The following is a 12,941-nucleotide window of genomic DNA, read 5'->3' on the forward strand; positions in this document are numbered from 1 at the left end:
ATCCTGAGCCAGGATCAAACTCTCAAATAAGATAAGATGTCTCCCCAGTCTCAAGAACCACTGGTCCTTAAACTGCTCATTACTGTTGTTTAGGTTCGAACTTCGTTCTCTTCCATGGATCCCTCTTGCTGACATCACTCGCTTCAGGATCCGAATACTCAATTGAATTGAACGTTCGAGGTTGTTTTGTTATTCAGTTATCAACTTGCTGTTTGCTTTCAGTGCGAAAGCTTTTTAAGTTTATCACAGTCGCTTTCGTTTGTCAAGAACTTTTTTCTTCTTTTTTAAAAGTTTTTTACGTTCTCAACTTCAATTTTACTTCTTAAGAAATCATTTCTTTTTTCTTAAGATTGGCGTCCTGCGCAACGAAAACTATATTACCACAGTGTTTTTATATCGTCAAGCACTTTTTTCAGTTTTTTTGAATTATTTTTTCAGGCACGCAGAATACAGCAAAGTGTTCCTCAAACGGAACTTTCTTGTATATAAAAAGGAGAACCTCATTCCTGAGATTCTCCCTGTTCATTTTCTGCGCCGCTGCCCCAGAAGCGAAGCTGCATTTTCACTATCTTATCCTGGAATACTACCTGATAGGTTCTCCATCCTCTCACAGGGAAAATCTCTTCAATAGCATTTCCATCCAGCTCCTCCTGGAACAGAATCTTTCCTCCGGCATTAAGAATGGTACATTCATTGTTCTGAACGGCGATAATCTCATTTCCCCGCATCTCTATAGAGTCATAATTCATATCAAGATCCGTATCAAGCTTCTTGCTGCCAGATTTGTTATAGAGACAAATTCTGTATCTGCCCTCATCCGGGTTCTCAGAATTATCCAGCACATATCCTATGTAATCTTCTCCGATAAAGATGCTCTCTATACTCTGCTCAAAAGTAACTTCCTTTTTTACTTCCGGTTCCCCCGAAATATTATAATAATATGTCGCCGATTCTCCAAAAGCAACCATTGTATTATTATCCACAAAATGCAGTCTTGCTATCAGAAAATCTTCATAATCAAATCCTCCTGTAAGGCTTACGCCGTCTGTTTGAAGCTGACGGCTGAGATCATAGAAGGCCACCGTGGTCTTAGAACTCATTCCATCAATGGCAAGATAACTGACCACAAGTTTTGTGCCGTCAGGAGAAATCGCCGCAGTCAGCGGATATCCTGTTTCATCCACAGAAGAACGCATATCTGATACAAGATTGCCTTCTATATCATATACCTGAATGAAATTACTTCCCTCTCCCTGTAAAATCACTTCCACTGTTCCCTGCTCAGAAACACTGGCCTGTACTACCGGATACCTGACGGTAAAATCCCTCACCTTGCCGTTTACATCAAAAAGCATCAGGGTATTGCCTCCTTTATCCGCCAGCAACACATAAGGTTCCGCTTTTACAAGAAACGGATTCTGGAAAGAGACCGGTATATTCCATTCCGCCACATCAAAGCTTCTCTGATATTCGATGCCATTTTGACCATATTTAATATATCCATTAGCAAAGGTTTCATATTTTACGTTGTCATTATTCTCCGTCTGTGTTTCTTCTTTATATATATAGTATTCACAGCGGCTGTTGTTCAGCATATATAGTATTAGCACTGCGAAAAGGATGATAACGATGATAAAAATCCTTTTTGCCCATTCTTTCTGCCGCTGCTTTTTATGTATTTTCCGAAGCTGATCTTTTTTGTTGGTGAAAATTTCAAAATTATAAATATTTTTTGCCATATGTCCACTCTCTTTACCTGTTTGTCACAGTTGTGCTTCTTTTATTTTATGGTATTATCGCTTTTTTAGTGATAGAGTTAGTGTACACTGCATTCAGTTTTTCGTCAACTCGAATCATTTTCCCGGAACATTTCCTGCAAATGTACTAGGAACATACATTTGCTGACTCTCCCCCAAGACTATACCTGGATCAATCTTCCATGGGCGGAATGTTCAGCACCTGTCCCGGGTAGATTTCATCAAGATTGGCTATCTGGTTAGCTTCCGCCAAAGCGTCAATGTAATCATAGGACTGGTATATTTTCATAGATATTCCCGCCAGCGTATCCCCCCGCTGCACCGTATATTGATTGCCTATATAGCTCCAGGATTCCGTCACATCGTCCGGTTCTTCCTGCGTAAAAATATCTGCGCTTGCTTCCGTGGTTTCTGCTGCTTCTGTGGTTTCCGACGAGCCAATCGATGCATCTTCCGAACTTCCCGCTGTAGTTCGGCCGGCGCTGCTGCCTGCCGTTCGGCTGCTGTCATAGGAAGAACTGCCGGTCCGATCGCTACTGCCGGTACTGTCATAGGCAAAGCCATCTGTCTGACCGGTATTACCAGAAGACTCTGTGGAATCGTTCAGCGCATCATTCCCGGCTGATCTCAGCACTGATTCCGTGGTATCCGCTTCCTCGCTGTCCTCACTCAACGCCGTGGTATCCTTCTCTGCCCTCTGATTGTCCAGAGTCTGCTGCTGGAATACCGCCTCCGCATTTTCCTCCTGGCGGAACTGCTGCACGGAACGCACACCGTAGAACAGCACCATAACCATCACCAACACACCAGCCAGAGATGCCGGACCAAACTTAGGAGAGGTCTTCTTTCGGAGAGATTTTTTCTGCTTCATTGCCTTTTTATAATTTTTAACCACAGAAGAATCTCTCAATATAGTAGCTGATTTTCTTTTATCTTCCGGATTATGTTCCAGTTCACCCTCTGCCAGCATATAATTTTTCATTTCTTTGTTCGTTTCATAGTAAATGTAATATCCTCTCTGTTTTTTGAGAGAATAGTTCTCAAACTGATAAAATGCATCTTCATTTTCTAAAGCATCTATCATGTAAAGCACCTTATTTTCTCCGCTGAAATTATCCATATGCGTCCGGATAATTTTATCATTAAGCTCCACGGAAAATCCCATGCGCGACAAAAACCACCCCGCAATCTCCATATTCGGAAAAAATGTATCGCGGATGCGATAAATCTCGCTCCAGTTCTCCTCCGTGAACACGCTCTCTTCCAGATCAAATTCAAAATTCTGACATGCCGCCGCTCCGCTGATAAACAGGCAGAGTCCCGCCGACGTCTGATAGGTATTTCCAAATAAAATGGCTCCTCTTGCATACAAATTTCCCGGCTGCGCTAATTTATTTAAATATGTATACACATAATCTTCCATATAGATTTTTTTTGTTCCCGGTTCGCCAATCTGTCTGAAATTCTTAGGCAGTATTCTTGTCTGCTGCTCCGGATTTTTTTGGATATTCTGTTCATTTGCCATGATTTTTCCGCCTTTCTGCTAATAATTTATAAATAGTCCTGCCCCGTCGGTCTTTTGTCGTCAACAGATACAGGAACTGTTTCCAGTTTGATATTTTTGTGGATTCATCATAGCATGTCCTTTTTGCTTTCCCCTCCGTTTCCTGTCGAAAGGTTTCGTATTTTTCTTTCATTTTTACGCAAAATATTGTTTAAATCCTCTCCGGCACGTCAAAAATACATAAGAAAAACAGTAGGGAAGGAGAAAGTGTCATGATATTCCAAAGAAAGCAGCCAGAAGCCCGGTATTTTATACCTGACACGCCGCATGGCGCAAAGCCTGTTCAGGAACTTCTTATGGCGAAGGAACTGGCACAGGCAATCAATCTCCGAAAAAAAGACGACGATACATTGATCGCTCTCTGTATCGGCACAGACAAAATCACCGGCGACTGTCTGGGGCCTCTGGTGGGCACCAAGCTCCGGGAACGCGGCTACACTCATCCGGTCTGCGGTACACTGCAGCATCCTGTTCATGCCGTCAACCTTTCCGCGACCCTCGCTTCTATCCGCCGTCATTATTCACGTCCTTTTCTGCTGGTCATCGACGCCGCCGTAGGGCCGGCAGATAAAATAGGCTGCATTTCATTTTCTTACTCACCCATATATCCGGGTCAGGGCATCCGCCGGCCGCTGCCGCCGGTGGGCAATCTGTCTCTGACGGGCATCATCGGCGAGGCTTCGGAGCACTGCGCCGCCGATCTGCCTTACACGAGACTTTTTGTGGTGAATACACTGGCGGAATTTATCTGCGGGGCGGTGATGAGTTGCGAAAAATTGATGATTCACTAAATAGTTGATTGTGAAGCCAACAAGCACACTGTCTGTCCGGGAACATATCAGGCACAGCACGAGTTTCTGAAAAATGTACACGCACAAAACCGGCGGGATTTTCTGTTCCCGCCGATCCCACTGTTTACTTAACAATCACTTTGCATACCGCTTTTTTCCTGCTTCCTTTTACACGGACTGTAATTTTGGCTGTTCCCTTTCTTTTCGCCTTTATCACTCCCTTTTTGTTGACAGAAGCGACAGAAGGCTTAGAACTCTTAAATATGATTTCTTTCTTTTTGATACTTTTTGGAAGTACCGTTACTCTCAGGCGATATTTCTTTTTCTTTTTGATCTTTTTCTTATAAGTATTTAATTTGATCTTCTTGATTTTCTTCTCGGCTTTTCTGTCCTGTTGTTTTCCCGTGTTTTCTTTTGTTGTCTGACCGGGCGCCTGTTTTCCCGTTTCAGATGAAATATTTTCTTCACCGTTGCTGTCAACGACCGGCGTATCGTTTTTAAGTACAATAACCGGAATCGTATAAATAGTACGATTAATCCATTTCTTCTTCGCCGAAGAATCCGTGATTGTAGTCCTGGATTCGCATGTCAGTATCGTTGTTCCTTCGGATAATCCCTGAATAGTCCACCAGTTATCATAAATATCATTCTGTCTGGAAAACACTTTCACAACATTATCCTCTGTACTGCTCCATGATTTTCTTCCTGAATCAATATAGCTGCTTGTAGAAAGTTTGACCGCTTTTGTCTCTCCCTCTTTGATCGTAGTTTCTGACATTTTCTTATATGTTGGTACATTATATATGTATTTCCATGGCATGGTACTTACCACACTTACGTTCTGCACCGTTCTGTGGTATCTGGTTTCCAGCGTAAATCCATATGGCGACGCCACCTTAATCGTATAAGTCGTAACGCAGGTGACCGTGGCATTGCCCAGACCAACCCCTTTTACCACACAATAGCGTCCATTATTCCCGGTTCTGCTGATGCTTAGCTTACTGGTATCGGACACATACCACTCTTTGTGCGTCGTCCCATTTCCAGAGAAGTTATCATAAAGGGTTATCTCAGAATTCAGCAGAATCTCCGTAGTTCCCGTGGCCGCCTCTGCATTTCCTTTGAACAGCCCCAGCATACCCAAAACCAGAAAGGCGCTCAGCATCAGCCAAACTTTCTTTTCCCTTCTCCTCACAAAAACACCTCCTGTATTACGCCGTAATAAAAATCTGCTTTCAAAAAACCTGTCATAACGATATCGCTGTTTCGATAATACTATATTTTAGAAGAAATCCCCATATTCTTTGAAATCATATCCAAACTGTGTGGTAACTCCGTCTGCTATGGTTACTCTCGTGCCAATTACCGTGCGACTCATCGCCCAGTCCTCAATCTGCGACGCCGTAGTCTCATTAAAATACTGGCGGATTACCTGCGGAAAGCGATAATAATTGTACTGCAAGGACGGCGTCATATCCTCGCGCTGGCGAAATCTCGTAGAAGAAACACCTATATCTCCATGGGACTTCATGGAAATAATAAACAGCTGATAGTTGCCCTCCGTCACATTATTGATCCAATATCTCCCGTCAGAATCGACCCTTGTCGCGTAGGTGCCATACGCCGCATTGTTAAAGGCGCTCAGATCATTTCCGGTAAATGTAAAATCTTTCGCGCCGGAAGCCGTAACGAGCAGAACAATAGCATTCTCATCATTTACCGACAGAAACGGCTGTATTATGTCCGGACCCATGACCATCCCGGTGATAGAACCGCTTCCCTTTGGCTCTTCCGGTTCCTGTGTGTTTCCCGGATAATTTGCAGGGGAATCCGGTCTCTCACCAGCCGCTCTGCGTTCATCGGACACATTCTTTTTTACGGTAACCTTGCATTTATATTCTTCACCTCGAACTTTGGCGGTAATTACAGCTTTTCCTTTTTTCTTCGTTTTTATAACGCCTTTCGCTGTAACTGCGGCGACAGATTTATTGCTGGATGAAAACCGCACCTTCCCTTTTGTTCCATGAAGTCTTATGACCGCTTTCTGCTTTGGCTGAAGCGTCAGCTTTTTCGCGCTGAGTTCCGGAGCTTCTACGGTCACTTTGCAGCGATAGCTCTTCTTGCCTACATTGGCATATATGTTGGCCGTTCCCTCTCCCACTGCTTTAATCCTGCCTTTTTTATTCACCTTTGCGACAGATTTGTTTCCGCTCTGCCACCTGATCTTTTTTGCTGTTCCCCGGATTTGCAGCTGTTGTCTCTGCCCCTTAATCAAGACTATTTTCTTTCTGCTAAGCTTTGGCGCAGCCTTTACATTTGCTGTAGAAAATGTGAAGGCTGCCAAAAGCAAACCTAATATCACAAATACGCGGACTGCCCCGAATCTTCTCGTTACTCTCCTCTTCATAACAAATCTCCTTTCCCCTTACCTCTTAATCATATTGTGCTATTTTTCTCCAAATAAAAAGCAATGTACAAAAAAACAATTTTTGCTCTTTATTTCTGAAAATATGTAATGATTATATCATGAATCTTCTATGTATAGAAAAAATCCCACTTTTTATGTGATAATAAAATATTCAAAAACCGGCGGGGATGAGCCCCGCCGGTTCACACTGCTGGTTATTTATTTCTTGTTTATTTGATTCTCACACTGGCGCTGACGCCCTTCGCTCTGAGAATCTTTTTGTACAGTTTCAGTTTCTTCTTCGGCACTTTAATGGTCGCTTTGGCGTTGATTCCTTTGAACGCCTTGCTGCCGATTGCTTTGGCGTTCAGCTTGTTTGTCTTGATGGTAATGGATTTTAACTTCTTACAGTTAATAAACGCCTGTTTACCAATCTTTCTCACCGTAGATGGAATCACTACTTTTTTGAGCTTCTTGTTATTCTTGAATGCTTTTGCACCAATTGAAGTTACCTGGTATTTCCGTCCCTGATAGGTTACCGTGGACGGGATAGTTACTTTCGCCTTATTGGTCCCCGCCTTCTTGTACTCTACCGTGTTGCTTCCGGTTACCTTGTAAACTGTTTTCTTGTCAGAAGAAACAAGTGTTGCGCCAATGGCCGGAGCCGGACTTGCTGCCGGTGTCTGAGCAGACGGAGACTTCTGCGGCGTCTGGGTGGAAGGCTTTGTCTGAGTGGTCGGGCTGGATGGCTCAGTTGGTTTGGTATCTTCCGTTGTAGACGGCAATTTATCCAATATCTCTTCCTTTGTCTCCCCACAGGTCAGACAAGTGTACGTTTTGATACCTGTTTCAGTCTGGGTCGGCTGTTTGGTGATGACACCGCTGTCCCACTGGTGGATGTGTTCGCCCGAATCCTTATTAACATAAACATGGAAATAAGCCGTTTTTTCTACTGAACCTACTCTAACTACACAGAGATAATAGTCTCCTTCATATTCTCCTGCAGTCACTTTTTGTACCGCAGATGTTCCAAGTGGTGAGTAAGCTCCTTCTCCTTTAAAAATATACCAATGATATGTAATTCCTTCTGTTGTTCCACTGACGTCTACTTTCAACTCTGTGGATTCTCCTGAATCAAGATATATCTCATCCGTCTGCTCTGTTCCAATATACGGAACAACATCAAAAGATATACTTCCTGCCGGTTTCAGATAAAACTCATACTCTTTTGTCTGGTATCCATCGCTGACAATACATCGATACGTTTCCGCTTTTGCACCAGAAGTTACTTCCAGAACAGACTCCTCACCCTGCAACTTATTTTTATTGTTATACCATTTATATGTAAGTGTGCCCACAGGTTGTCCTGTCACTTTCATCTCCAGCTGAACAGAAGCATCCTGGGCACATATTTTTTCTTCTGCTTCCTGACCATCGATATACTGTGTTGCGGACCATGTAGACTGCATTTCCAGTTCAAACCACGCATTTTCGTATGACACTCCGTCAAACAACTGACAATATATTTCCTGATATCCCGCTGGTTTAAATTTATAAGTCGTACCTGTTCCAATTTGTACTCCATCTTCATCATACCAGGTGTAAGAAATTTCATTTTCCGTTGTACTGCGCGCTTTTACTTCGAGAATCACTTCTTCACCAGGTGTATACTCAATATATCCCTTCTCAGCATTGTTAATATATCGCGTAAAACTCAGAGTACTTTCTTCCTCTTCTTCATAAGCATCCGCTATATAAAATGTTATTGAAAATGTATAATCCCCGTCTGTATATACACTACACGAAATACTTTTAACGCCTTCTTCGATGATATATGCATAAGAATCTCCATTTGCACCTTTAATACCTATATCCGAACTTCCCCTGTTTTTATACCACTGATAGGTGACATTTTCCGGAGGATTCACTACTTCGACAGATAAATTGGCCGTTTCTCCAATGCCTTCTGTGACTTCGGACGACTTTATTCCATTTACATATGGAATCAAATATGTATATTCTTCCTCACCCGGTTCACCTCCGCCGCCTGTATTCCTGACATAAAAATCATAATATAAAATATATTCCTCTTCACCAACTGTAATTATACAGCGATACTCGTCATACTCACTTGCTACTTTTACAGAAATACTCTCTCCTGTTCCTTCCTGTTTCACCCAACAATCCTGATCTCCATCATAATATTCCCATACACGGGATACATTGTCTTCTTCTGTCAGAACTTCCGCACGAAGAATCAAAGTCTGTCCCACTGCACAGTTATATTTTTCTGCATAATAACTATTATATCGTTCTCCATCTATATAAGGAATACAGGTGACAGATATGCTTTCCGTATCCTCATATAAATCAAAACTATAAGCAGATTTTGCATTTCCATCATCTACTTCGCACTCATAATATTCTGTACCGCTTCCTTTTGTCACATTACATACTGTTGGTTTCTCTGTATCCAGTTCAACCATCTCACCGTCAACATCTTTAAACCACTTGTATGTAATACGATTGTTGTCATAACTTGACGTTGCTTCTACCCTTAAAGTTATTTCTTCTCCTTCCGTAAAAGACACATCTGCATCACTAAATCCATCATTGATAAACCCTTTTATTGACAATGTATTTTTTGAGTTAATATAAAATTGACATTCTTCCGTAAAAATACCGTCACTGACTTTACAACAATACCCGTTATTTGATGCTTCATCTTTCGTAACATTCAGAACAGCATTTTTCTCTTCTGACAATATAGCGCTTTCATCACACCATGTGGCATTATACCACTGATATGTTATATCATTTCCAGAAGTTGTGCTGGCCTTTACTTCCAGTTTAATCGGTTCTCCCTTTACAAATTCACCCGCATTGGTACCTTTATGACCATTCATATATTGTTCGGCAGATAATGTAGGTGCCGTTGTCAAATAAAAATAATATGTCTCATTTTCATTTCCATCATTTACAACACAATATATTTGGTAGTATCCCGCTTTCATTAGAAAGTTACAAATTGAAGTATCGTCTTCTATTGGTGTATATTCATTTTTCTCATTATAATAAAACCAATCGTAAGTTATCTTCTCCGCGCCCAGAGAACTTTTGGCCTGCACTTCCAATTGTACAATCTCATCTTCTGCACATTCCAATGTCGTATACTGGCGGTACGGATCGCCGTCTACATATTGTTTTACAGATAGGGTTTCACCAAGATTAAGATAGAACCATTTCTCATATGTTTTGTTTCCATCTGAAACTCTACAGTAATAACTTTCCGTTTTCGTTGGTCTGTCGATAACAAGTTCTGCACTTTCTGCACTTTCTATCGGAACATAATAACCATCTTTCCCAATCCCATACCACTCATAGGTCACAACGTCTCCAAGAGTACTTATCGCATCTATTTTTAATCTATAATCTCCATCTTGTGTACAGGAAAAGTAAGAATACTCTTCATAATCCTGCCCATTAATCGTCAGGCCACGGATTGTCAAAGTGTCGCCAAGATCCAGATTAAAATAAGCGGTTGCCCATTTATTTCCATCAAACATCTCACAATAATATTGTTTGTATCCTGTCGGCTTATCAACAGTCAAAGTTGAGGTCGTTTTCTCTTCCAGAGGAATACTTCCATTATCGGACATTTCATACCATTGATAGTCAATATTTGCATCTGAAATTGTCGTATTTGCATTAATCGATAAGGTATAAGTTTTGTCTTCTGTACAAGGATAATAAGTGGATTCCTCGTAGTCCTCCCCGTTAATCTGCAGAGTATAGCTTAAAGTATCTCCCGAATCCACAGAAAAAGGATACGTCCATGTATTATTCCCATCGCTTACTTCACAATGATAGTTCTCCATACCGATTTCTTTTTTTTCAATGGTGAATGTATTGCCATTCTCCCCTTCTATATTCTTCCAATCACTATCCTGCCATTGATATGTGATATTTTCCGGGGCATAGGTACTTTCCGCCTTTACCTCTAATGTAACCTTTTCTCCCAACTGGCAGGCAGCGTAACTAGTCTGTACTTCCCCTATCCACTGCGTTACCGTCAATGTATCTTCCGGATAAAGCCAGAAAGAACATGTCGTATAACCTCCAGTATCCGTAGAGATGTCCAGATAATACACTTCATTTCCAGGGCCCTTTGTTATTTCTAATTCATTGCCGATGGCATTATCAATTGGTTTCCAATTATTATCATACCATCGATATTTCGGTGTACTTCCATCTGAGATATCAACCTTCACCGACAAGGTATGTGTTGTACCAATACCCAGGTTCGAATTATTATTGTAAAAGTCTTTCCCATCAATATACTGCGTCACTTCAATGGTCGGCGACTGCGTTTCTTCACCTGTAGCAGCTTTCTCCGAACGCTCCGTAGCATTTACCTGTAGTACCCCCCCTCAGCCTGTCCGAAAACCTCATTTTCAGGCATAAATTTAGCCCCTTTCCTTCTTTTCTGTGACATTGAAAACTGAACAAAATACACAGAATGAAGGAAGGGGCTTATCCCTTTTCCATTAATTCTATCATTTTTTGAAATCCCAGGAGATTTTTCGCCCGTTCAAGGTTATATCCCAGACAGAAGAGCGCAAACTCCCCAGCCACTTTCCTTATCCCTCTCAACAGGAAATAACTGGCTCCCATAGCTCTCTTTATTGTCCCAAACGGATGTTCCGACAGGCACATTCTCTGGCTCATCTTTTCTCTGTCCGGTTTCAGAAAAAACTTCACAACCTTTCTTTGTTCATAGTGCCATTTTGATTCTGTTCTCGTTTCTTCCGGTTCCGTCCCTTCTGCTCTCAGCCAGTCCCTACATGGTTTTATCAGCTGGTCTTTGGTAAAATCAATCTCTTTCCATTCCCCTTTCCCTTTATAGCACTTATTACGGTTCGGGCAATGCTTACACGCATTTTTATTCGCATAGCGGATGTTTCCGTTTTTCTTTATACTTTTCTGTCTCAGGATCTCTCCCCCAGGACAATATACCAGATTCCTCTCCGGATCTCTCACAAAATATCCTTCCTGGGCCTTCTCCTGCATTTCCTCCGGGCTTCCATACACTCTGCTGTTTTCCCTGTTTTCCTCTTTCTCATCTTCCACTTTGCGTCTGACGGTCTCTACTTTCATTTCCTGTATCACTTCCGCATAAGCTTCCGGAATCTGGCCGGAATGCAGGGCTTTCGTCAGATCTTCCGGTTCTGTGCTGGACAAGTCACTTTCTGCTTCTTCATAAGGTATTTCTATTTCATATCCATCTTTTCCATCGCCTGGAATTACATGCGGGATAATCCCCGCCTCCAGGCAGGAGACCATATCCTCCACTGACTCATACCCTTTGTCTGCCACCGCTTCTACGATTTTCTTACCATCGGTTTCCTTTATCCCTTCCATGCTGCTTCCCAGCAATCCATGGTCGGTTACCTGATTGGTCATTTGAAAATCCCTGATCAGATGGGTTTCCGAATCTACCGCTGTCTGCGCATTATATGCTACCAGAAAGCCATTTTTATTTTTCATCAGCTTCGCGTCCGCGTCCGTAATCGATAACTGTGATGCCCCGCTTTCTTCCATCAGCTTCTGATATCCTTCATATCTGGCAAGTCTTTCCTGCGCCTCTTTTAGCCTGGCTTCCACGATTTCTCTCGTCAGTTCCTCTGGATCCCCTTCTTCCTGTTTATCCATCTCATTCAGGATCCTCAGGTATTCATCCGTATGCCCATTCAGCCATTTGATTCTGTCATCCAGTTTGTTTTTGGTAAAGTTGTTATCCTTTGCGTTATTCGCCTGAATCTTCGTCCCGTCCACAGAAGAAAATCCCCATTCCACCGCTCCCGAGATCCGCCGATTAAATTCATAAAAAATTTCTTTCAGGCTGTCTATATTGTTCTTCCTGAAATCCGCTATGGTCCGGAAATCCGGTTCTACGCCGCCGGTCATCCATTTCACTTCCAGGTTCACTTTACAGCTCTCTGCCAGTTTCCGTGAAGAGCGGATCCCTTTTCTGCTTCCATAAATATAGATCTTATAAAGACTTTTGGGATCATAGGATGGACGGCCCTCTGCCGCCACTGGTCTTACACCGTATTTTTCTATATCAAGATGCTCCACAAACGCATCTATGATCCTTGCAATACTCTCTTTATCTACGAATGCATCCCAGGAACAGCACATCAGCTGGTTCCGGTCAAATCCTGAAACATATGGCATCACAACTCACCTCAAGATAATTTTTCTCTGGTTCCATTATACTATATTCGAACTATAGATGCATGAGTTTCTGTGTACTTTATTCAGTTTTCAATGTACAATTCTTTTTATATTGAACACTTATAAAAGCGTATCAACCTATATTTTTTCAAATCGGATTATCCGAGTTTTCGGACAGTCTCCCC

The 12,941-nt window shown here is 42.1% G+C and carries 7 protein-coding genes; 1 reads left to right on the forward strand and 6 read right to left on the reverse strand.

Going from position 1 to position 12,941, the window contains the following annotated elements; translation table 11 throughout:
• Window positions 1-500: 500 nt before the first annotated feature.
• Together B5F87_RS19235 and B5F87_RS19240 are read right to left on the reverse strand one after the other, a co-directional pair.
• Entirely contained in the window at window positions 501-1,739 is a 1,239-nt protein-coding gene (locus B5F87_RS19235) for a DUF5711 family protein (RefSeq protein ID WP_087284044.1), read from the reverse strand.
• Between the two features lie 190 nt (window positions 1,740-1,929).
• Window positions 1,930-3,282: a LysM domain-containing protein gene (locus tag B5F87_RS19240; RefSeq protein ID WP_087284047.1), complete on the reverse strand. Its 1,353-nt coding sequence runs from the start codon at window positions 3,280-3,282 to the stop codon at window positions 1,930-1,932.
• 251 nt (window positions 3,283-3,533) lie between these two features.
• Between B5F87_RS19240 and yyaC the strand changes: the two genes are divergently transcribed.
• The gene (gene yyaC / locus B5F87_RS19250; protein ID WP_087284053.1) at window positions 3,534-4,112 is read left to right on the forward strand and encodes a spore protease YyaC; all 579 of its coding nucleotides are present in this window, start codon (window positions 3,534-3,536) and stop codon (window positions 4,110-4,112) included.
• Between the two features lie 124 nt (window positions 4,113-4,236).
• On the opposite strand, the gene B5F87_RS21530 is transcribed toward yyaC, so the two are convergent.
• From B5F87_RS21530 to B5F87_RS19270, 4 genes are all read right to left on the reverse strand, one after another.
• A complete protein-coding gene (locus B5F87_RS21530; protein ID WP_242964594.1) occupies window positions 4,237-5,307 on the reverse strand; it encodes an Ig-like domain-containing protein in 1,071 nt (356 codons plus the stop codon).
• 87 nt (window positions 5,308-5,394) lie between these two features.
• The gene (locus tag B5F87_RS19260; RefSeq protein WP_087284058.1) at window positions 5,395-6,519 is read right to left on the reverse strand and encodes an Ig-like domain-containing protein; all 1,125 of its coding nucleotides are present in this window, start codon (window positions 6,517-6,519) and stop codon (window positions 5,395-5,397) included.
• 230 nt (window positions 6,520-6,749) lie between these two features.
• Complete coding sequence (locus B5F87_RS19265; protein WP_087284061.1) at window positions 6,750-10,868, reverse strand: leucine-rich repeat protein; 4,119 nt, start codon at window positions 10,866-10,868, stop codon at window positions 6,750-6,752.
• 184 nt (window positions 10,869-11,052) lie between these two features.
• Entirely contained in the window at window positions 11,053-12,756 is a 1,704-nt protein-coding gene (locus B5F87_RS19270; protein ID WP_087284063.1) for a transposase, read from the reverse strand.
• Window positions 12,757-12,941 lie beyond the last annotated feature (185 nt).

The sequence above is a fragment of the Eubacterium sp. An3 genome (assembly GCF_002159465.1).
Lineage (GTDB): Bacteria > Bacillota > Clostridia > Lachnospirales > Lachnospiraceae > Anaerobutyricum > Anaerobutyricum stercoris.

What these genes read in the sequence shown, in the direction of transcription:
- yyaC (WP_087284053.1), top strand. Translation starts at nt 3,534, where the DNA reads ATGATATTCCAAAGAAAGCAGCCAGAAGCCCGGTATTTTATACCTGAC.
- B5F87_RS19270 (WP_087284063.1), bottom strand. Translation starts at nt 12,756, where the DNA reads ATGCCATATGTTTCAGGATTTGACCGGAACCAGCTGATGTGCTGTTCC.
- B5F87_RS19260 (WP_087284058.1), bottom strand. Translation starts at nt 6,519, where the DNA reads ATGAAGAGGAGAGTAACGAGAAGATTCGGGGCAGTCCGCGTATTTGTG.
- B5F87_RS19235 (WP_087284044.1), bottom strand. Translation starts at nt 1,739, where the DNA reads ATGGCAAAAAATATTTATAATTTTGAAATTTTCACCAACAAAAAAGAT.
- B5F87_RS19240 (WP_087284047.1), bottom strand. Translation starts at nt 3,282, where the DNA reads ATGGCAAATGAACAGAATATCCAAAAAAATCCGGAGCAGCAGACAAGA.